The following is a 20943-nucleotide window of genomic DNA, read 5'->3' as shown; positions in this document are numbered from 1 at the left end:
AAAATCTCCTCGCTTGCAAAAGACTGCGGGCGCGATATTAGCCAGTTTTTGCCCGCCCTGACTTGGGTCACCCGGCGAGGCGCACCGGCGCCGCGGACAAGGCTCGGCTACCCCGCATAGGTCAGGCCAAGCTCCTGCCTATACTGCCGGCCATGAATGACAACGCCGCGCCCGAACTCGCGCCCAAACCCGGGGACAGCTATGTGCAGTCCTTCGCGCGCGGCCTGTCGGTGATCCGCGCTTTTGATGCCACCGCACCGCGCCAGACCCTGACCGAGGTCTCACGCCGCTGCGGCCTGACCCGTGCCGGCGCCCGGCGCATCCTGCTGACCCTGGAGACACTCGGTTATGTCAAGAGCGACGGCCGGCTGTTCGCGCTGACGCCCAAGATCCTCGATCTCGGCTTTGCCTACCTGTCCTCGCAGCCGCTCTGGCAGTTTGCCGAGCCGGTGATGCAGCAGCTGGCCGCGGAGCTGAACGAGAGTGTTTCGGCCGCGGTGCTGGAGGGTCAAGACATCGTCTATGTGCTGCGCGTGCCGGCCCGCAAGATCATGAGCATCAATCTCGGCGTGGGCAGCCGCCTGCCGGCCTGGTGCACCTCCATGGGCCGCATCCTGCTGGCCAGCCTGCCCCCGCCGGCCCTGGAGGCGCAGCTGGGCCAGCTGAACATCGCGCCCCTGGCCTCTCGGACCGTGGCCAATCTGCCAGATTTGCGCGAGCGCATTGCGCAGGCCGGCCGCCAAGGTTGGTGCCTGGTCAACCAGGAGCTGGAAGACGGCCTGGTGTCCCTGGCCGCGCCCATCACCGACCGCAAGGGTCAGGTCATCGCCGCACTCAATGTCGGCTCGCAAGTGAACCGCCGCTCGCCCGAGCAGCTGCTGGAGCAGACCCTGCCACGCCTGCTCGACGCGGCCGGGCAGATCTCGCGCCTGCTGCAGATCAAGGCCTGAAGACGGCTAGAACCGGAACAAAGCAGCCGAATACAGAAGGCAACCACAGAGGCGCAGAGGCACAGAGAAATACAAAGCTGAATTGGTTTTAGCTCTGTGCCTCCGTGCCTCTGTGGTTGCATCTGAATTTCAGTGATGTACTGTTGACAGTCATCCAGCCACCGTCACCACGCCGACGCCGCCCCGCCACGAATCTTTCACACAAGCTGCCTAGCATCGCTCCAGCTCCACCTGGCCTTTTGCCGGTTCGGATGCGCAGAACGAATGGGGTGCAGCATGCATGCAATCGAAGTGACGGCGCTGAGCAAGAGCTTTGGCGCACGACGGGCCTTGGACAGCGTCAGCCTGCAGCTGCGTCCAGGCGAAATGGTGGCGCTGATCGGCGCTTCGGGCTCGGGCAAGTCCACCTTGCTGCGCCATTTATCCGGCTTCGTGGCCGGCGACGCCAGCTCCGGTGAGCTGCGCGTGATGGGCCAGCTGGTGCAGTCGCAAGGCCGCATCGCCAGCAACATCCGCAGCGTGCGCGCCCAGATCGGCTTTGTCTTCCAGCAGTTCAATCTGGTCGGCCGCATGACGCTGCTGAACAATGTGTTGACCGGCCAGCTGCACCGCATTCCCCTGCACCGCAGCCTGCTGCAGTGGTTCACGCGCAGCGAACGCGCCGCCGGCCTGCAAGCGCTGGCCGAAGTTGGTATAGACGACTATGCCTTTCAGCGCGCCTCCACCCTCTCGGGCGGTCAACAGCAGCGCGCAGCCATCGCTCGCGCACTGGTGCAAGGCGCCAAGGTCGTGCTGGCCGACGAACCGATCGCCTCGCTGGACCCGGAATCCTCGCGCAAGGTCATGGACATGCTGGCTCGCGTCAACCGCGAGCATGGCTGCACGGTGCTGGTGTCCTTGCACCAGGTTGATGTGGCGCTGCGCTACTGCCAGCGCGTGGTTGCCATGCGCGAAGGCCGGGTCGTCTATGACGGCCCCAGCAACGCCCTGAACCCGGCCTTCCTGAACGAGCTCTATGCCAGCGACGCCGACGCCCCGGCCCTGCCGCAGGAGGGCGAGGCTCTGATCAGCCAACCCATGCCCCTGCCCAGCGCGGCCCCCGCAGCCGCACCGCACAGCCCGCCGCTGCCCGTGGCGGCCTGAGCCCCCACTTTCGAACCCGCCTTTTTCACTTGGAGAGAACCCCATGATCCGCAAGCTCTTGCTCGCCACCAGCACCCTGCTGGCAGCCACCCTGGCCCAGGCTCAGGACATCAATTTCGGCATCATCTCGACCGAATCCGCCTCCCACCTGAAGGCCGACTGGGCCCCCATCCTGGCCGATATGGAAGCCAAGACCGGCTACAAGGTCAAGGCCTTCTTCGCCAACGACTACACCGGCATCATCGAAGCCATGCGCTTCAACAAGGTGCAGATGGCCTGGATGGGCAACAAGTCCGGCATGGAAGCCGTGGACCGCGCCGGCGGCGAAGTGTTCGCTCAGACCAGCTATGCCGATGGCGCCTTGGGCTATCACTCGTTGCTGATCACGCACAAAGAGAGCGGCATCAAGAGCGTCGAGCAGGTGCTCAAGAGCCAGCGTGAATACAACTACGGCGCCGGTGACCCGCAGTCCACCTCGGGCACCCTGGTGCCGGGCTACTACCTCTACGCCCTCAACGGCATCGACCCCAAGACCCACTACAAGTCCAGCCGTTCGGGCAACCATGAGTCCAACTTGATGGCGACCGCAGCCAAGCAAGTGGACGTGGCCATCACCAACACCGAAGTCTGGGAAAAGTTCCAGAAGCGCGAAGCTGAGAAGGCCAAGAACATCCAGATCCTCTGGAAGTCGCCCCTGATCGCGGCCGACCCCATGCTCTGGCGCGCCGACCTGCCGGCCGATATGAAGGCCAAGCTCAAGACCTTCTTCATGAGCTACGGCCGCGGCGAATCCGAAGCCTCCAAGCGTGAGCTGGCCAATCTGGCCAAGCTGACCTTCGGCGTCTTCAATGAATCCAGCAACAAGCAGCTGGTTCCCTTCCGCCAGCTCGAGCTGTTCAAGGACAAGGCCAAGCTCGAAAACGACGACAAGCTCGACCCGGCCGCCAAGCAAGCCAAGCTGGCTGAGATCCAGAAGAAGCTGGCCGAGCTGAACGCCCAGCTGGCCCAGGCCAAGTAAGCGATCAATCAAGCCAGCCGCCCCACCCCACCGCGACGCCCCCAAGCCATGAGCACCAGCACCGCCACCGTCGTTTCACCCAAGGCCCCCACGGACCCCAGTGGCGGCCTGCCGCGGGCCGGGCTCATGAGCTTGGTCGGCTGGGGCCTGGCCCTGGCGCTGTTCGCCTGGGCCTGGCGCGGCGCCGACATGCGCCCGGGCGCGCTCTGGGCCGACTCAGCCAATATGGTGAGCCTGGCCCGCGAGTTCTTCCCGCCCGACTTCACGGACTGGCGCACTTATGTGGCCGAGATGGTGGTGACGGTGCAGGTGGCGCTCTGGGGCACTTTGCTTGCGGTGATCTGCGCCGTGCCTTTCGGCCTGCTCAGCTCTTCGAACATCACGCCGGCCTGGGTGCACCAGCCGGTGCGGCGCCTGATGGACGCCGCGCGCGCCATCAACGAGATGGTGTTCGCCATGATTTTCATCGTCGCCGTCGGCCTGGGGCCCTTCGCCGGCGTACTGGCCCTGTGGGTGCACACCACGGGCATCCTGGCAAAGCTGTTCTCGGAGGCGGTTGAGTCCATCGACCCCCGGCCGGTGGAAGGCATTCGAGCCACCGGCGCTCATGCGCTGGAAGAAATCGTCTATGGCGTGATCCCGCAGGTCATGCCGCTCTGGGTCAGCTACACGCTCTACCGTTTTGAGTCGAATGTGCGCTCGGCCTCGGTGGTGGGCATGGTGGGCGCCGGCGGCATTGGCGTCATCCTCTACGAAGTGATCCGCAGCTTCCAGTACGCCCACACGGCGGCGGTGATGCTGATCATCATCGCCTTCGTCACCGCCATCGACCTGGTCTCGGCACGCATCCGCAAGGTACTGATCTGATGACGAGTTATCACATCGCCGCCCACAATCTGCCGACGCCGGTGCGCCTGAGCGAAGCGCCCACCCTTGCCAGCGACGCCATCGTCCGCGACAGCTCATTTGGCCGCTGGTGCGAAATCGGTGCCAGCACCCGCATCGAGTACAGCGTCTTCGGTGACTACAGCTACATCGGCCACCACGCCGAGGTCATGGCCGCTGACATCGGCAAGTTCGTCAACATCGCCAATATGGTGCGCATCAACCCCGGCTTTCACCCGGTCGAGCGCCCTTGCCTGCACCACATCCTCTACCGCGGCAGCATGTACGGCGAAGGCTTCGGCGAGGATGATGCTGAGCTCTTCCACTGGCGACGCCTGCAGCGGGTCAGCATCGGCCACGATGTCTGGCTGGGCCATGGCGTGCTCATCATGCCCGGCGTCAAGATCGGCCACGGCGCCGTCATCGGCAGCGGCAGCATCGTCACCCGCGACGTGCCCGCCTGGACCATCGCCGCCGGCAACCCCTGCCGCCCGATCCGGCCGCGCTTCACGCCAGCGATCGGCAGCGCCATCGAGGCCGTGGCCTGGTGGGACTGGACGCATGAAGAGCTGCAAGCCCGGCAGGACGAGTTGAAGGATGTGCGCAAGATGTTGGCCGCGCACTCTCGAAGGCAGTCGGCGGAGAGCACTGCCTGATTGCTACGAGGTGAGCTCGCTGGCAGACGGATGCGCACGGTGTTGCCATGATGCAGGGCTGACACCGGCAATGATGCTGCACTTACCATCGCCAAGTTCTGAGGCCGCAGCCCTGCATAGGCAGGGAAGCTTCAGATCAGAGCGCGAAGGGAGACTCATGCAAGCATTGACCCACATTCTTGCGCTGATGCGCGAAGGCAAATGGGACGAGGCTCACAACCTGGTTCAGGACGATGAATCCAGCACAGCCGCGTGGCTGCACGCCCTGCTGCATGTGCAGGAAGGCGACCTCGAAGACGCGGAGTACTGGTACGGAAAGGCCGGTCGCCACTTCCGCAGCAGGGGCACACTCAGCGAGGAACTCGACGCCTTGGAGGCCAGCCTGCGGGGGACCTAGGCCGCTCCATATCAGCCCCTCATGGCCCGCGCGACCAGCAAGGTGTCGGTGAACTGCTCACAACCGACGATCTTGCCCGCAGCAAGGCGCCACACATGCGTCACACGCGCCAGCATCGCATTGCCGGTCTTGCGGTACCTGCCCTGATAGCCGCCAAGGGCCACGATCTGCTCGCCGCCATCGATCTACGGGTTCAGAGAAAGGGTGTGCGTCTCCCATTCGCTGCCCAGCACCTTGAACGCCAGGTCGACGACCTGCTCGATGTCTGTCCAGGCGCCGGCGCAGGGAAAGCCGGCCATCTCGGTCCAGGCCACATTGGGCGAGACGTCCAGCATCATCCCGGCAACCCCTGGCTCGCTGAGGCCGCATAGTGGTCAGCGATGATCTGCAGATTGGTTTTCATACGGTCTGTCTGATGTCTCTTCAAATGGCACAGCCGTTGGCGTCACATCCAAACGCGGGCGCTGCTTGAGTGCTGGGGCTGAGGCTACGCAGCCAGGTCTGAAATTCCTGAGGGCGCCCCAGGTAGCTGGAGACATCCACGGTTTGCAAGCCACCTTCCGTTTCGAGCACCATGCTTGGAAAGCCCTGTGCGCCCACCTGAGCCATGAAGGCGCGGCTGTCCTTGATGTGCGCCTGCACCGGCTCGCCCAGCTGCAGGTCCAAGGCTTGCGCAAAGCCCTCAGGCCTTAGGCCGAGGGCAGCGGCCACCTCGATCAGAACCGCGCGGTCTGCGATGCGCAAGCCGTCCACATAGTGCGCGGTCTGTAGCTGCACGAGCAGGTCCAGACCGCGCCCCGCCATCGCGTCGGCGGCCAGCATGGCGGCGGTCGGCGGCTCGGAATCGAACACGGCCATCGCGTCGCGCAGCAAACCCTCTTGATAGCCATCGCCGAAACGCTGGCCGCTGGCTTGCGCCACGCGCAGGTCATGCGCCATCACGAAGCTGCGCAACTCGGGCGTCACGCGCTGGCGCCGCACGCCCGTCATCATCCCGCCGCCACGAGGGAGTACGGGGATGACTTCACGGGCCGCCTTCACCAAGGGGGCGACGCCGTAGCACCAGCCACACAAAGGGTCATGGATGTAATGCAAGCGGCTCTTGTTCATGATTCAACAGCGGTTATGTGTATGTAGACTGGTGGTTAGCACGGTGAAGGCGGTACCAGAGAAACTCAGCCGATCACCACTGCATTTCGCCCTTGGCGACCTTGGCACCGATGTCGAGCGCGACGCCCAGGCCCGCTTGGGGGTAGGCCTTCTTCATCGCCTCGATCAGCTCAGCGCCGGTTTTGGCTTTGATGGCCTCGGCGTTGAAGCGCTGCAGATAGCTGCGCGTGTAGGCAATGGCGCTGGCATCCAGTGCGGTGCCGGCCGCCATATGGCCGGGCACGACCATCGTGGGCTTGAGCGCGTCCATCTCATCCAACTGAGCCAACCAGGCGGCCCGCTCGCTGGCCTTTTGCGTGTCCGCCGTCCACACATGCACATTGCCAAAAATGGCGATGTTGCCGGCGATGGTCTTGATGGACGGGATCCACACATAAGGCCGATGGGCCAGTTCACCCACCGTGCCGCGCACCTCGACGGTCTCACCGTCCACCTTCAAGCTCGTGCCCTGCAGCAACTCAGGAACGATGGGCTTCTGCGGCGCATTGGCACCCATCTTGGGCGACCAGAAAGCCACTTTGCCTGCCAGCTTGGCCTGCACCTTCTCGCGCACGGCTGGGGTGCTCAGCAGCTGGGCATTGGGAAAGATGCCTTTGAGCACTTCGGCGCCGAAGTAGAAATCCGGATCGGCATTGCTGATGAAAATCGTCTTCAGGACCTTGCCACTGTCCAGCACATGGGCGGCCACACGCAGGGCGTCGGCACGGGTGAAGCCGGTGTCAATCACGAGGGCTTCGGTCTGGCCGCTGACGACCACGGCGTTGACGTGGAAGCTGTTGCCGTCGGCGTTGTAGACCTTCACCGCCAAGGGTGCTGCGGTCTGCGCCGCAGCGCCGGTGGCGGCCATGGCGCCGAGCGTGAGAGCTGGGAACACGAAACGGGCGATGCTTTTGAGCTTGAACATGGTCAGTGATCTCCGTGAATGAAAGCTTGTTTGTTTGTTCGCTTGGGACAGGAAGAACTTTAGTTTTTCGCCAAGCGAAGATAAAGTCGCCATTCATTGAATGTTTTTTGCATCAATCGATCGAATCGACCGAATGGACCGACTGACCGCCGTGCGAGTGTTTGTAGAAGTTGCAGATCGCGGCAGCCTGACCCACACCGCTGAGCATTTGGAGATGTCGGTGGCGATGGTCAGCCGCTATCTCGCCGCCATCGAAGACTGGTTTGGTGCGCGCCTGCTCCACCGCACCACCAGAAAGATCAGCCTCACGGATGCCGGGCTGGCGGCCCTGCCTTCATGCCGGCAGCTGCTCGACCTCGCGCAAGAGGCCCAGCACATCGCTGCCGAACGCATGCGGGAGCCTGCAGGAGTGCTGCGTGTGACCACGGCCAGCTCCTTTGCCGATGCCCAGCTCACCTCGGCACTGCTGGACTTCCAAGCGCAGTACGAGCAAGTGGAGATCGTGCTGTCGGTGGGCGACAAAGCGGCCGACCTGGTCTCTGAGCGGGTGGATCTGGCCGTGCGCATCACCAACAATCTCGACCCCGCGGTGATTGCGCGACCCTTGGCACGTTGCCGATCCGTGCTGTGTGCCTCGCCAAGCTATCTGGCGCGCTTCGCCACGCCGCGTACCGCCGAAGACTTGAACCAACATCACTGCATCGGCCACGCCTTTGGCATCGGCAAGCAGTACAGCTTCACGCGCCACGGTGAAGCGGTCCAGGCTCCGGTGAACTGGCGCTTTCACACCAATGAAACTGCCGTGCTGCGCCGCGCCGTTCTGAGCGGCGCCGGTATTGGCATGCTGCCCACCTACTACGTTGGCGACGATCTGCGCAGCGGCCGCCTGCTAGCCCTGCTGCCCGATCACCAGCCCGAGGAATTGGGCATCTATGCCATCTATCTCTCGCGGCAGCACCAAGCGTTGGCCTTGCGCTTGCTGGTGGACTTTCTGGCGGCGCGCTTTGCTGGCGAGACCGCACCGTGGGATATCGGCTGAGTCAGCTTGAGGTTCAGGCTAGAGGCCGAAGCCCCTCGGCTTTCTCGCTTTTGTATCGCCCTTGCTGACCACGGCGCTCGTCAGCACGGCGAAGCTCGGTCGAGCCCTGGCATAGGCTGCACCCATCACTGAAGCACCCGCCTGCGGGCCCCCACCGATGATCGAACCGATCACCGAGGTCAGCAAAGTAGCCGTGACGAGTGAAGCCACCGCCCAGGCCAGAAAGCCATGCGCGGTGTCGCGAAAGTAGACTTCATCGGCATGCACCTCGGTCCAGTGCGTGCGGAGTCGGCCGGCAAGATAGCCACCCATGGCCGAGGCGAGCAACTGGGTGAGTGTCAGCCATGCGATCGTGGACACGCCGAGGCTGGCAGCGCTGATGCCCTCCAGCGCCCAAGGCGAGACAGATGACAAGCCCAGGCCAACGCCCAGGATCAGCAGGATCAAGGACAGCGAGGCGGCAGCAGCAGCGCCGGCAAGTACAGCGCTCCAGGAAACGGCGCTTGCCAGAGAGCGGGTCTGCTCGGCCGCAGCGTTGGAGCTGAGGCGCTGTCGATAGCGGTCATCGCTGGCAGCTGTGATCAATGTGTCCATGAGGGTCGCGAAATGCAAGAAGGCAAGCTCGGCCGGCGGCAGTGCCAGTCCGTGGAACTTGATGAGGGATCAAAGTTAGGCCCATGTGCTGGTGACGTCTTTACGGTGTCTAACGAACGCCGACAGCGACGCGCCTGAAGCTCTGCCGGCCTGCGCTGCTTTGTTCGGTGCCCGACGGACACCGCCTTGACGAGCCCCTAGCGTCCCATCTGCAGGCACTGGCTTGGTGCGCTGCGAAGGAACGGCCCATGTGTTTCAGCAAGTGCGCTCAAGGAGATGACTATGAACAGCTACCTGGCTGCTTACATCACGATGGTCGTGGTGATGCTTGCGCTGGACATGCTCTGGCTGGGCGTGGTCGCAAAGTCGGCGTATGAGAGCGGCATCGGTCACCTCATGGCCGCCCAAGCCAACGTGGTCGCAGCGGGGCTGTTCTATCTCGTGTACGCGCTGGGCCTGTCGATCTTCGTACTCGCCCCTCAGGCCGATACGCCCGCCTGGTCAACTACGGTTGTGAAGGGCGCACTGTTCGGCTTCTTTGCGTACGCCACCTACGACTTGAGCAATCTGGCCACACTGCGCGCATGGCCGGTCTCCCTGACCCTGTTGGATCTGGCTTGGGGAACGACCTTGTCTGCTGCCTGCGCGGCAGCTGGCAAGGCCGCAATGCACTTCAAGCAGATTGCGTAGACCCAGCCTTTTTCATCGGAAGGCTTCATTCCTGCCCGCCCAAACTGCCTCGCCCTGCTCGACTGCGCCGCGTGATCGGCACCGGTCAGGCTCTTGTTCAACAGCAGGCGCAAGACGAACGCCGTTGATCAGCGTCGGCCAACGCACAGACCTGGCGTCGCCAAGCTGACCCAATCGATTTCTCCACCCCTCTTCATGCCCCCGAAGGACCTCACTTGAACGAACGCCTGAATTGGCTGGCTCTTTGCTTGAATCTCGGATGGCCGCTCATACTGACGCTTGCCGAAGCGGATCGCACTTCGAAGCTGGCGACGTACCAGCGGAATCCCAAGCTGGGCTGCCTCGTCCAGTCGGCCGAATGGTGATCGACCTCGGTTCTTGGGAGGAGCACCAGCTTTTGGCCTTCATGAACGTAGCAATTCGACAGCAATGCTGCCGCTGTATGCCTGTAGACAGGCAGCGGAGCTGTCGCTCGCGCAATGCCGTGCTGGGATTCCCACCAAACCCTCGCCCACCACGAGGCTGAGAGCAAACATGAACATCGCAATGGCCAAGGCAGGGCCTTTCGACAAGATGCCGCTTTCAGCCGCAGGCATTGAGTCGGCAGTGGCATCGGGTGCGTCACGGTGGTGTCACCGATCGAAGGCTGGGCATTGAGTCGCCGATCCACGGCTACAAGCTTGGCGCGGGCGATGCAACGCAATTTCACGGCATTGGCTCGTTTGCTCGGCGGGCCCGGTGTTCACGCTTCGGTTCGCAGGGCGGCACGCCCGCCCAAGGGCGTGTTGGTCAAGCATCGCAAGGACAAGGCGGGAACGTGGCTACCCGGCGTGGTGATGGGGGCTTTCGGCATGCGCCGCTACCGCCTGTATCAACCTTCGGGGATTGGCGTCAGCGAGCGGCTGCCGCTGATGGTGATGCTGCACGGCTGCGGGCAAGACGCCAACAGTTTCGCGCTGAGTACGCGCATGAACCGATTGGCCGAGCGTGAGCGCTTTTTGGTGCTCTATCCGGAGCAAGACCGCCTGTCCAACAGCCAAGGGTGTTGGAACTGGTTCGATACCGACACCGGTCGCGCGCAGGCTGAAGCTGCCTTGATCTTGCAATGCGTCGATCAGGTCAGCCTGATGCACCCGGTTGACAAAGCACGGGTGGCGATTGCCGGACTGTCCTCCGGCGGCAGCATGGCGGCTCTGCTTGCGACACGCTATCCAGACCGATTCAAGGCGGTGGTGATGCACTCGGGTGTTCCTCCCGGATTTGCACATTCGGCTAGCTCAGCCCTGGGAGCCATGCGAGGCCGCCGCACGGCCATTGCACTGACATCTGAACCCTCGTTGCAGGTGTCAGCGTGGCCGCCCCTGCTGGCCATCCACGGCGATGCCGATGCCATCGTGTCGCCAAACAACAGTGAGGCTGCGTCCCTCTTGTGGGCGCAGGCTGGCGGCGCTCGGTCCGGCACCGCCCGCCACATGCGCCGTGGCCAGCGCTACCCAATGTCGGTTACCGAATTCAAATGCAGAGGTGTCACGGTCGCGAAGCTGGTGACCATCGACGGGCTGGCTCATGCCTGGAGCGGTGGGGCCGCTGGCCAAGCTTTCAGCGACGCAAAAGGCCCTGACGCTTCCCGCATGATCTGGGCATTCGCACGCAAACAGTTTGAGGCGAGCGACGGGTGAGGCCCTCGCGCTCGACGGTTTTCGGCCAGGCGGCAGCACCGCGCACACGTCGAATTGGAGTGTTTGAGAACGTATGCGAGCAGCGATCCGAAAGCTTCTGCTGGAGCCACGTCCGGTCAGCAAGCGGAAACTAGGACTGCGCCATATTGGCCTTCTCCAGGGCGCTGACGTCTCGCCTCGGCTGGGCAGGGCTGGAGCAGCCCCTGTGCCCGCCACACTGCGCCGGCCAAGCCTCGGCCATGGCAGCCTGGCTCAGCCCAATGGGTTCCATCAATTTAGGGCCGATTCAGCCGCCGCTGGAGTGCGGCAGCTTTAGGGTGTCACCGGTACGGCAGCCCGGTGTGGGCTACTTGGACCTTCGCCCTCCACACCCACTATTGTTCGAGAGCGTCCAGGTCGTATGCGTACCCGCATCCTGCGCGCTTTGCCCGATACATCGCCTTGTCCGCGCTGGCAATCAGCAGACTGTCCGTGCTGCCGTTGCGCGGAAAAATTGCGATTCCGATGCTGCATCTGACGCTGACCTTTACTGGCTCGGCAGCCGTCTCAAGTTCAAACGGCTCGCCCACACGAGCCATGATCTTTTCAGCGATCACAGATGCATCCGAATCTTGCTTCAGCTCCATCAGGAGGTATAGAAACTCGTCGCCACCGTGGCGACTGACGGTGTCGTCCTCGCGTGTCATGCTCTTAAGCCGCGATGCAATCGTCTTGAGCACCTGATCTCCTGCAGTGTGCCCATACGAATCGTTGATGGCCTTGAAGCCATCCAGATCGATGAACATCACCGCAAGCGTCCATCCATGCCTTTTTGCCTGAGCGAGCCCATGTTTGAGGCGGTCGTTGAAAAGACTGCGGTTCGGCAATGAAGTGAGCGGATCGTGAAGAGAAGCCATGCGTGTTGCTGCCGCTTCTTGATGCGCAGTTTTCAGTTCTTGCTCAAGCAAATGCCGCTCGTGGATCTCAAGCTTCAATGCCTGGTTTACATGGGTCAGGTCGTGTGCGCAAAGCTGCACCTTGGCTTCCACGGATTGGCTTTGCTCAAGCGCGTCTTCCAGGGCTGGCTGCGCGGGGCCGGTTGAAAGCGTCTCTTCAAGCGTTGAATTGACGGAGGACAACTCGGCGGCGCATTCGGCAACCGCGCCATGGATTTGTTCGCTCTGATCGACGACGACGTTCAAGCCATGCAGCAAGGTAGCCTGCAAACTTGCTTTGACCGGTTCACTCATCCCCTGCACCTGCGCATGGTTGATCTCTAGGTTGCCTGCTCTTTCCTTGCGGAGCATCCCGCAGGCGCGCAAGCACTTCTGTGCGTAAGCGCACCAACGCACGTCTGGAATGCGATCAAGCCGGCTCGAGAACCCCGACCCAGCAGAAATTCAACCGACACATGGCAAAAGGAAGGGCCCTGTCGGCCTGAGTCGCCACAGCTTCAAAGAGACTCAAGCGATGGGCGAACGACTCGGGCCAAGGGCCAGTTCAGGCCAAGCGACCGACAGATGCTGGCCGTGCTGATGAAACCGGCAGAGGGCTAAGTGTGCGGGGCCAGGCCGATGCATCGCTGCGCAGCCTCTCATAGGCCTGTTTCACAACGCCATAGCACTCGCAGCTGCGAGCCTCCAGCCCGCGCTTGTCGAGTACTTGTATGCGCCCGCGGGCGTAGCGAATCAGGCCCGCACATTGAAGCTTCAGCGCGGCACCGGTGATGCCCTCTCGGCGCACGCCCAGCATGCCCGCGATGCGCTCCTGCGTGATTCGAAGCTCATTTCCCGACTGCCGATCCAGGTGCTGCAGGAGCCACCGGCAGAGCTGGGGGGCCAGTTGGTGATGCCGATGACAGGCCGAGGACTGCGCCATATTCGTGAAGAGCGCTTGGGTGTAGCGCAGCAATTGCTGCATCACCGGAACGGACTCGCGAGCCAGGTCGGCAATGTCCCTTGCACTCATGCGCCAAGCCCTACCCGCGCGCAGCACGACAGCGCTGCTCAACGCCTTGCCGCCGCCCATGAATGCACACACACCCACGACGCCCTCGCTACCAACCACCGCCACCTCGGCGCAATCTCCATCGATCAGTGGCGACACCAGTGACACCACGGCCGAAACCGGAAAGTACACAAAGCGCAAGACAGTGCCCGCCTCGTAGAGCATGTCACCGTTGACCAGATCAACGGCCTCTACACGGCACTGCATGAAATCCTTGATCTCGGGCGGCAGCGAGGCCAACAGTTGATTGTTCGGATCCGTATGTAGGGTAGCGCTCACGGCGTGATGCATCTCATAAATGACCCGGGGGTCGAAGGTATGAAATCTAGAGTTCTCACGTCCCCGCAGCTACGTCGAAAGACGTAGCGCCAAATCAAACCAAGCTACCGCACTTGGCGCTGGCTACGATCAGACCAGCGGACGTGTCGGCGGGCGGCCATCGCCGTAGAGGTCCGCCAGCCGAGCCATGGCTTTCACATCGCGCAGGTACAGGCGACCCTCGGCGATACGATGCAGGCCGCGCCGCTCCAGCTTGCGCAAGGTTTTGTGGGTATGCACCAGCGACAAGCCCAGCCCATCGGCGATATGTTGCTGCGTCAGCGGAAAGAGCACGCCGCCCGCGCCCGCATCCGGCTGCAATGCGGCGGCACGCTTGAACAGCAGAATGAGCATCGAAGCAATCCGCTCTTCAGCGCTGCGTCGCCCCACTGAGAGCAAGGTGTCATCAACCATCGACTCCTCGTGCGCAGTGAGCCATGTGACGTTGAATCCCATCATCGGGCTGCGCCGGTGGAGTTCCCACAACGCATCGCGCTGGAACACGCAGAACTGCGCGTTCGTGAGGGTCTCCACGCCGTGTGCCGCCGCGTCACCCATCTTCTGCTGAACGCCGATGAAGTCCCCGGCAAGCAGAAAGCTGAGAATCTGACGGCGCCCGTCGCTGAGCGTTTTGTAGCGGAAGGCCCAGCCCTGCAGCAAGGTGTACAGCGGTGCGTCGGTCTGGCCTTCGTGGATCAAGGCTTCGCCTGCACCGAGGCGTCGCTCTCGGCGTTTGAGTGACTGCACAAGTTCGAGTTCCTCCCCCGTAGGCTCATGAAACAGCTTCAAGGGCCGCAGGGGACAGTCACGGCAGGCCGTTTCAGCGCTTGGGGCTGGCAGTGCTTCATCGGTCGCAGGGGTGGGCGGGCTCATGCCTTGGAGTATGGCGCCGCTCAGCCCGCTTGCGACTGACAGTCATCCTCATCGCTGAGCTTGGGCCTTGGCTGATTCCTGCGGATGGCCGGAATTCAAGGAGGCCGGTCAGGGGGATGCCAGCGGCACATTGCTGCCCGCAACAACTGGAGACCGACCGGATCCCAGGGGTCGATCGCCACCACGAGTCCGGACAGGCTCCAACTGAGGCAAGCAAGCAAGCACTGGCAGCATTCCTGCCCTCGCCCACGCACGCACGCACGCACGAGTCTTACCTACCTGACCACCAACGCCGCCGCACGCTTGCACGAACAGACTCACCGAATCGATATGAAGCGGCACCTGCTTCAGTTCGGCATGCAGCAGGAGCCGAAGTTGCGCGGAAAGTGGGTCGCTGGGCAGGAGAACGTAGGTGCAGCACCGACCCACCTAGGAATGGCCCCGGCGCTGAACCAGGCCTTCAGGCGCGGGGTGCTTGCCATGCAGCCCTAGCCCTGGACATCCTTACACCTACAGGCGGACATTTTTGTCCCACCCCTAGCGCCCGGCCTCGCCCCATGGGAGCGCAGCACAGGCCACGCAATACCGCGTTATCCCCGACAGACGATTTCGTCCCGCCCGCCCTCAGCCGCGGCAGCACAGCCCAATCAAATCAAGCACTTGCGTGATTCCCCAGGCTGGCATGGCGCTTGCAAACACACAGCGTGAACATGAGCCCGCAGCATGCCAAGCCCGCAACGTACCCGTGCCATCCGGCGGGCCCTGGCCTGTTATCTGCGCACGCACCGCCATGCCTGCGACACGGCAGACGGTATCGCGCGCTGGTGGGTTCCGCAGGACTTGAACGTGTTTGAGATCGAGCTGCTGCCCATTCTGGCGTGCTACGAAGCGCGCGGTCTGGTCCGCATGTTCGCCAGCGCCGATGGGCGCTGCTTTTACCGCCGCCGGCAGGCGCAGCCACAAGGTCTGCCGGCATCTTTGTCGTCACCATCGTCGTCAGCAGCACCCCGCCCGCCAGCGGGTGAACTGCCCTGATCCCTCAGCGAGGAGCCGTCACATGGCACAAGTCAGCTACCCAGGCGTCTACATCCAGGAAGTGCCCAGCGGGGTGCGCACGATCAGCAATGTCGGCACCTCCATCACCGCCTTCGTGGACTTTTTCGCCGAGGGGCCGGTCAACCAGGCCACCGAGGTCTTCGGCCTGTCCGAGTTCGGGCGGGTGTTCGGCGGCATCGACAGCCGCAGTGAAGCCAGCTACGCGATCGCGCAGTTCTTTCTCAACGGCGGCTCCAGCGCCCTGGTCGTGCGCTGCCACGCCGCCAGCGGCCCCAGCCCCTTCAGTGCAGCCACGGTGGGCGTGCGCAGCGTCAGCAATGTGGCCACAGCGCCGGTGCTGACCCTGCGCGCCGTCAGCGAAGGCGCCTGGGGCAACAGCTTGCGCGCCGAGATCGACCACCGCACGAGCGACCCGACGCGCTTCTTCAACCTCACCATCACCCGCCACGCCTCCGCCGCCAAGGACGCGCCTGCCCTGCTGCAGGAACAGCATCTGAACGTGACGCTGGACCCGAGCAGCTCGCGTGACATCGTGCAGGTCCTGGCGGCCGACTCGAAGCTGGTGCGCGCCACGGTGCCGGCCTTCGCTCTGCCGGTGCCCATGCCCTTGGCGGTGGGCACTCTGGGCGGCGCCCTGCCGACGGCCGAGCCGGCGCTGCGCGTGCTGCTCAACTCCCTGCGCTGCGTGCAGCCGCCACCGGCGCCGCCGGCGGCCCTGGTACCACGCCGGCTGCGCGTGCAGCTGGCCGCTGGCCTGGTCTACGAGGCCACGCTGCCAACCTGGGCCGCCGATGAGGTGACCACGCTGCAGCAGCTGGCCACCCGCCTGCAGGGCGCGCTGCGCGTCGCGCTCGATGTCAGCGCGGCCGCCGCGCCAACACCGCCGGCCCTGACCGGCGCCACCGTCAGCGTGGTCGGCAATGCCCGCCTGGTGGTGACCCCCGGGCGCGGCGACCCGGCGCGCCAGCTCAACGACACCCTGGTCTTCAGCGACGCCGGCGCCGACACCGCCGCAACCGTGCTGCTGCTGACCGCCGCGGCCACCGTCAATGTGGCCTCGTATCCGCTCGGCTCCGCGCTGGCCAGCACCGCCGCCTACGCAACGGGCACGCTCGGTGCTGACGGCCTGGCGCCCGGCGCCGCCGAACTGGTCGGCGCCGTCGCCGACGCCAAGGACCAAGGCATCTACGCGCTGCGCAAGGCCGACCTTTTCAATCTGCTGGTGATCCCGCGCGCCGCCTCGCTGAGCGATGTGCAGATGCGCCAGGTCGTTCAGAACAGCATCGCCTTCTGCGAATCGCGCCGCGCCTTCATGCTGGTGGACATCCCCGAGAGCGTGAACGAGGTCGGCGAGATCAAGGACTGGCTGGACGCGCATGGCAACTTCCGCAGCCGCAACTCGGCCATCTTCTTCCCGCGCCTGCGCATCGCCGACCCGAACGCCGACTACCGCCTGCGCTCTTTCGCGCCCAGCGGCACCATGGCCGGCCTGTTCGCCCGCACCGACAGCGACCGTGGCGTCTGGAAAGCGCCGGCCGGCATCGAGGCCACGCTGCGCGGCGTCGACGCGCTGGACTACCGCCTCAACGACGGCGAGAACGGCACCCTCAACCCGCTGGCCATCAACTGCCTGCGCGTCTTCCCCATCTACGGCCTGGTCAACTGGGGCGCACGCACGCTGGACGGCGCCGACCAGACCGGCTCCGAGTGGAAATACATCCCCGTGCGGCGCCTGGCGCTGATGCTGGAGGAGTCGCTGTTCCGCGGCACCAAGTGGGTGGTCTTCGAGCCCAATGACGAGCCGCTCTGGGCGCGCATCCGCCTCAATATCGGCGCCTACCTGAACTCGCTGTTCCGCCAGGGCGCCTTCCAGGGCAGCGGCCCCAAGGACGCCTACTTCGTCAAATGCGACGCCGAGACCACCACCCAGGACGATCGCAACAAGGGCATCGTCAACATCGAGGTGGGCTTCGCGCCGCTGAAGCCGGCCGAGTTCGTGGTCATCAAGATCCAGCAGATGCCGGGTGATCTGTGAGCCGCAGCGGCTCCACTGATCGCCTCTGACATCCCGCCCTCAAGCCCCCCATTCAACCGCGCCTCAAACCGCCCCAGGAGCTCGTCATGGCCAACACCGGCTTCGTGGTGAACACGCACCGCATCGACCCCTACAAGAACTTCAAGTTCCGCGTCCTCTGGGACGGCAAGCCCGTGCTGGGCGTGTCCAAATGCGGCGCGCTCAAGCGCACGACCGAGGTGGTCAAGCACCGCAGCGGCGGCGACAACAGCCACGACCACAAGTCCCCCGGGCGCAGCAGCTTCGAGGGCCTGAGCATGGAGCGCGGCATCACCCACGACCTCGAGTTCGAACGCTGGGCCAACAAGATCCACAACTACGAGGGCGACCCGACCATGGATCTGGCGGGCTACAAGAAAGACCTGACACTGGAAGTCTTGAACGAGCGCGGCCAGGTGGCGCTGCGCTACTTCCTGTTCCGCTGCTGGGTCAGCGAGTTCACCGCCCTGCCCGACCTGGACGCGAATGCCAATGCCGTGGCCATCGAGAGCATGAAGATCGAGCTCGAAGGCTGGCAGCGCGACGCCGACACGGCCGAGCCCTCCGAGGCTTGAGCATCTAGCGAATCGGCGTTATGTCTCGTGATTTCTTGACACCCCAAGCGCCTCGCCGCTGAAACGCCCAGCCCCATGCAGCACGCCATCGACTCACCTGCCAATGCCGCCGCATCCTTTGCGGCCCAGCCGCGCCCTTGGTGCAGCGCGCCAGCCGACTTGGCGCTGGCGCCCGACCCGGCACGGCCGCTGAGCAGCGTCGATGCGCTGCTGGCCGAGGGCCTGCGCGACGCCCAGGGCCGGGCCCCGCTGCCGGCCCAGCTGGCCGGCTGGAGCACGGCCGAGCGCCTGGACGCCTTGCTGCGCCTGTGCCTGGCGCGCGGCCTGAGCCGGCGCCGGCTCGCCCTGCGTTGCACAGCAGCGGCGGACTGCGACGCGGACTTTCATGCGGAGTTGGATCTGGCGGCCTGCAGTCAGGCCTCTGCCGCGCCCGCAAGCGTGTTGAACTTTCAGCTGGGCAGCCAGCAGTGGCAGGCCCGCCTGCCCACCGGCGCCGACCAGGCGCGCTGGAGCGAACAGGCGCCGACGCCGGCCCAGCTGGCCGCCGAGCTGCTGCAGCCGGCGCCCAGCGAGCCGCCCGCAGCCGAGCTGATTCGTGCCTTGGACCAGGCCCTGGCCCGGCACGATCCGCTGCGCCTGCTGCGCCTGGAGCTGAGCTGCCCCGAGTGCGGCGCGGCCCAAGTGCAAGAGGTTCAGCTGGAAGCGCAGCTGCTGGCGGCGCTGGCCGAGCGCCACCGCGACTGGCTGGCCGAGATCGCCACGTTGGCCCGCGCCTTCCACTGGTCCGAGGCCGAGCTCGCAGCCCTGCCCGACTGGCGGCGGCGTTTCTATCTGCAAGAGCTGGCGCGGGCGGCGGCATGAACACCGGCAAGGGGAACAGCAAGAGCGGCGCTCGTGAGCCGGCTACTGCCGGCGCAGGCGAGCTGCCCTATTTGCGCAGCCTGCTGCAGCCCGCTGCGACGGGCCTGCGCGCCCCGGCGGCCGGACTCGCAGCGGCGGGCGATCTGTTTGCGGACCTTGCTGGCGAAGAAACGCCAAGCAGTCCCTTGGCAGCGCCGGTCAGGTTTGATGCGGCAGTGGACAGGCCGAGCAAGGCGGCTGCGAAGCCTGCGGCAGCCAATGCCCCGCTGGGCCAATCCAGCCAACAAGCTGCAGCGCCCCGCTCAGGCACAGACTCGCTCCGCGCTCCCAGCCCAGGCGATCAGGCAGAGGCGCAAGCGCTCGCACCCTCTGCGCCGCAGCCCACCATGCCCGGCCTTGAAGAGGTGATGCGCTGGGTGAGCGCCCCGCCCGCTGCGGCTGATGCAATTGCTAGGGCTGAATCCATCACCGTCGATTTGGGCGGTCAGGGTCAGGCGGCCAGGGCGGCGCAGCGCGAAAGCTTGCCAGGCACAGCGGCCTCCATTCAAGCGCCATCGAGCACTGTGACATCGGCGCATGCGAGCCCCGATGCGGCCCGCGACGAAGGGCAGCACAGCACCCGATCACAGTCCGCACAGAAAGCCGGCACGCGCATGTCGCCCAGGGTTGAGCCTGCGCCCACACAGCCCGCCCGAGCGCCCCGCGCAGAGCCGCCCAGGCCCGGGCTGGAGCTGCACATCGGCCAGATCAGCTTGCATGTGCAGGCGCCGCCCGCAAGCCCAGCCCCTGCACCTTCGCCCGCAGCCGTGCAGGTGGCCACGCCGCTGCCCGCCGCCGGTGCGCCCCAGAGCGGCTCCCACACGCCCTCCCCTGGCCTGCGCTTCAGCGCCAGCCGCCACTACCTGCGCTGGAGCTGACCCACCATGGCCTCGCCCAGCACCGAAGCGATTGGCGCCGTCAGCGAGCTGCTGCGCACCCGGCTGTCGGCCGCGCTGAACAACCTCAATGTCGCCGTCGGCCGGCCCGATGCGGCCACCGCCGGCCAGGGTCGCCTGCTCAATCTGTTCCTCTACCGCGTGGCGCTGGACCCGCATCTGCGCAACGAGCCGCTGGACCGCGGCCAGCTGCCGCCGCTCTGGCTGAACCTGCACTTTCTGCTGACCGCCTTTGACGATTCGCGCGAGAGCGAATCGGTCGCCGCCCACCGCTTGCTGGGCCAGGGCATGGCCGCCCTGCAGTCGCTCAACTTCATGCGCCCGCCGGCCCTCAATCTGGCCCTGGCCAGCAACCCCGAGCCGCTGAAGATCACCTTCGACGATGCCGATGTCGAGCTGCTGTCCAAGTTGATGCAGGGCAGCGATGAAAAATACCGGCTCAGCGCCGCGCTGCAGGTGCGGCCGGTGATGCTGAAGCTGGACGCCGACCCCGGCTACGCGCCCCTGGTCAAGACGATCGGCCCCATCGTTCCCCAGCCCTCGGGCCCGCCGGCGCCAGCCGGCATCAGCGTGCTGCCCAGCCTGGGAGCGACGCTGGCGCGCCTGGAGCCGGCGCGCTTCGAGGCCGGCCAGGAAATCACCGTGCACGGCGCCGGCCTGGCCGGCTACGGCGAAGCCCTGCTGGGCCTGCACACTTTGCCTCTGCTGCCCGGGCCCGAGGGCCAGGCCCGCTTCACCGTGCCGGCCGCCGCCGCCATCGCCGCCAATGGCTACGGCCTGTGCATCGCCCGCCTGCTGCCCAGCGGCCGCCGCATCACCAGCAATGCCTTGCTGGCCGAGCTGCTGCCCACGGTCGCGCCGCTCGCCGCGCTCGACGGCCCGACCCTTGCCTTGCCGCCCGTCAACGGCGTGGTGCGCCGCCACGGCCGCTTCACCGTCAGCGGCAGCCAGCTGGGCGGCAGCGCCGCCGCCGTGTTCGCCAGCCTCTACGCCGAAGGCCAGGCCCACGGCCTGCTGGAGGCCGACGCCGGTTCCACCCAGACCCTCTTGCGCTTCACCGTGCCGGCCAGCGCGCCGCTGCCGGCCGGCAGCTACCGGGTGGTGCTGCGGGTGAATGGGCAGCAAAGCGCAAACGCCCCCGAGCTGATCTGGGCCTGATGC

At 65.1% G+C, this 20943-nt stretch carries 21 protein-coding genes and 1 pseudogene; 15 read left to right on the top strand and 7 right to left on the bottom strand.

Annotated features, from left to right (window positions below):
• Positions 1–152: 152 nt before the first annotated feature.
• From LNV23_RS08080 to LNV23_RS08055, 6 genes are all read left to right on the top strand, one after another.
• A complete protein-coding gene (locus LNV23_RS08080) occupies positions 153–950 on the top strand; it encodes an IclR family transcriptional regulator domain-containing protein (RefSeq protein WP_263562508.1) in 798 nt (265 codons plus the stop codon).
• 276 nt (positions 951–1226) lie between these two features.
• Positions 1227–2093, top strand: a complete 867-nt coding sequence (phnC, locus tag LNV23_RS08075; RefSeq protein WP_263562507.1) for a phosphonate ABC transporter ATP-binding protein — start codon at positions 1227–1229, stop codon at positions 2091–2093.
• A 43-nt stretch (positions 2094–2136) separates the two neighbouring features.
• Positions 2137–3111: a phosphonate ABC transporter substrate-binding protein gene (phnD, locus tag LNV23_RS08070; RefSeq protein WP_263518367.1), complete on the top strand. Its 975-nt coding sequence runs from the start codon at positions 2137–2139 to the stop codon at positions 3109–3111.
• A gap of 126 nt (positions 3112–3237) precedes the next feature.
• Entirely contained in the window at positions 3238–3978 is a 741-nt protein-coding gene (gene phnE / locus LNV23_RS08065; RefSeq protein WP_263562651.1) for a phosphonate ABC transporter, permease protein PhnE, read from the top strand.
• Entirely contained in the window at positions 3978–4652 is a 675-nt protein-coding gene (locus LNV23_RS08060) for an LbetaH domain-containing protein (protein WP_263562506.1), read from the top strand. The genes phnE and LNV23_RS08060 overlap by 1 nt, the downstream gene beginning before the upstream one ends.
• A 157-nt stretch (positions 4653–4809) precedes the next feature.
• Positions 4810–5049 carry a hypothetical protein gene (locus LNV23_RS08055; RefSeq protein WP_263562505.1) on the top strand — a complete coding sequence of 80 codons (240 nt, stop codon included), beginning with the start codon at positions 4810–4812 and terminating at the stop codon, positions 5047–5049.
• A gap of 11 nt (positions 5050–5060) precedes the next feature.
• Here the strand turns inward: LNV23_RS08055 and LNV23_RS23960 are convergent.
• The 3 genes and pseudogenes from LNV23_RS23960 to LNV23_RS08035 form a co-directional block, all read right to left on the bottom strand.
• Positions 5061–5452, bottom strand: a pseudogene (locus LNV23_RS23960) (nuclear transport factor 2 family protein).
• A 20-nt stretch (positions 5453–5472) separates the two neighbouring features.
• Positions 5473–6159 (bottom strand): DsbA family protein, encoded by a 687-nt coding sequence (locus tag LNV23_RS08040; RefSeq protein WP_263562502.1) that lies wholly within the window; start codon positions 6157–6159, stop codon positions 5473–5475.
• A 73-nt stretch (positions 6160–6232) separates the two neighbouring features.
• A complete protein-coding gene (locus LNV23_RS08035) occupies positions 6233–7123 on the bottom strand; it encodes an MBL fold metallo-hydrolase (RefSeq protein WP_263562501.1) in 891 nt (296 codons plus the stop codon).
• Between the two features lie 133 nt (positions 7124–7256).
• Between LNV23_RS08035 and LNV23_RS08030 the strand changes: the two genes are divergently transcribed.
• Positions 7257–8162 (top strand): LysR family transcriptional regulator, encoded by a 906-nt coding sequence (locus tag LNV23_RS08030; RefSeq protein WP_263562500.1) that lies wholly within the window; start codon positions 7257–7259, stop codon positions 8160–8162.
• A gap of 18 nt (positions 8163–8180) precedes the next feature.
• On the opposite strand, the gene LNV23_RS08025 is transcribed toward LNV23_RS08030, so the two are convergent.
• Positions 8181–8609, bottom strand: coding sequence for a hypothetical protein (locus LNV23_RS08025; RefSeq protein ID WP_318023213.1), 429 nt, complete (start codon positions 8607–8609; stop codon positions 8181–8183).
• Positions 8610–9038: 429 nt separating this feature from the next.
• On the opposite strand from LNV23_RS08025, the gene LNV23_RS08020 reads away from it, so the two are divergent.
• On the top strand, positions 9039–9446 hold the full coding sequence (locus tag LNV23_RS08020; protein WP_263562499.1) for a DUF2177 family protein: 408 nt from the start codon (positions 9039–9041) through the stop codon (positions 9444–9446).
• A 692-nt stretch (positions 9447–10138) separates the two neighbouring features.
• Positions 10139–11125 (top strand): extracellular catalytic domain type 1 short-chain-length polyhydroxyalkanoate depolymerase, encoded by a 987-nt coding sequence (locus tag LNV23_RS08015; protein WP_318023212.1) that lies wholly within the window; start codon positions 10139–10141, stop codon positions 11123–11125.
• Between the two features lie 374 nt (positions 11126–11499).
• On the opposite strand, the gene LNV23_RS08010 is transcribed toward LNV23_RS08015, so the two are convergent.
• From LNV23_RS08010 to LNV23_RS08000, 3 genes are all read right to left on the bottom strand, one after another.
• Positions 11500–12411: a sensor domain-containing diguanylate cyclase gene (locus LNV23_RS08010; RefSeq protein ID WP_263562498.1), complete on the bottom strand. Its 912-nt coding sequence runs from the start codon at positions 12409–12411 to the stop codon at positions 11500–11502.
• 193 nt (positions 12412–12604) lie between these two features.
• Positions 12605–13390 (bottom strand): Crp/Fnr family transcriptional regulator, encoded by a 786-nt coding sequence (locus LNV23_RS08005; RefSeq protein WP_263562497.1) that lies wholly within the window; start codon positions 13388–13390, stop codon positions 12605–12607.
• Positions 13391–13519: 129 nt separating this feature from the next.
• Positions 13520–14218, bottom strand: a complete 699-nt coding sequence (locus LNV23_RS08000; RefSeq protein ID WP_263562496.1) for a Crp/Fnr family transcriptional regulator — start codon at positions 14216–14218, stop codon at positions 13520–13522.
• Positions 14219–15025: 807 nt separating this feature from the next.
• Between LNV23_RS08000 and LNV23_RS07995 the strand changes: the two genes are divergently transcribed.
• The 6 genes from LNV23_RS07995 to LNV23_RS07970 all read left to right on the top strand — a co-directional run bounded on the left by LNV23_RS07995 (position 15026) and on the right by LNV23_RS07970 (position 20940).
• The gene (locus tag LNV23_RS07995) at positions 15026–15337 is read left to right on the top strand and encodes a hypothetical protein (protein WP_263562495.1); all 312 of its coding nucleotides are present in this window, start codon (positions 15026–15028) and stop codon (positions 15335–15337) included.
• Between the two features lie 22 nt (positions 15338–15359).
• The gene (locus tag LNV23_RS07990; RefSeq protein ID WP_263562494.1) at positions 15360–17393 is read left to right on the top strand and encodes a phage tail sheath C-terminal domain-containing protein; all 2034 of its coding nucleotides are present in this window, start codon (positions 15360–15362) and stop codon (positions 17391–17393) included.
• A gap of 86 nt (positions 17394–17479) precedes the next feature.
• Entirely contained in the window at positions 17480–17986 is a 507-nt protein-coding gene (locus tag LNV23_RS07985) for a phage tail protein (RefSeq protein ID WP_263562493.1), read from the top strand.
• Between the two features lie 75 nt (positions 17987–18061).
• Positions 18062–18847: a hypothetical protein gene (locus tag LNV23_RS07980; RefSeq protein ID WP_263562492.1), complete on the top strand. Its 786-nt coding sequence runs from the start codon at positions 18062–18064 to the stop codon at positions 18845–18847.
• Between the two features lie 386 nt (positions 18848–19233).
• The gene (locus LNV23_RS07975; RefSeq protein ID WP_263562491.1) at positions 19234–19764 is read left to right on the top strand and encodes a hypothetical protein; all 531 of its coding nucleotides are present in this window, start codon (positions 19234–19236) and stop codon (positions 19762–19764) included.
• 6 nt (positions 19765–19770) lie between these two features.
• The gene (locus LNV23_RS07970) at positions 19771–20940 is read left to right on the top strand and encodes a Pvc16 family protein (protein ID WP_263562490.1); all 1170 of its coding nucleotides are present in this window, start codon (positions 19771–19773) and stop codon (positions 20938–20940) included.
• Positions 20941–20943 lie beyond the last annotated feature (3 nt).

Origin of the sequence: Kinneretia sp. DJ1R-11, assembly GCF_025717595.1 — a bacterium.
GTDB lineage: Bacteria > Pseudomonadota > Gammaproteobacteria > Burkholderiales > Burkholderiaceae_C > Paucibacter_A.
Note: the sequence above shows the minus strand (reverse complement) of the source record. Positions and strands in the feature narration are given on the sequence as shown.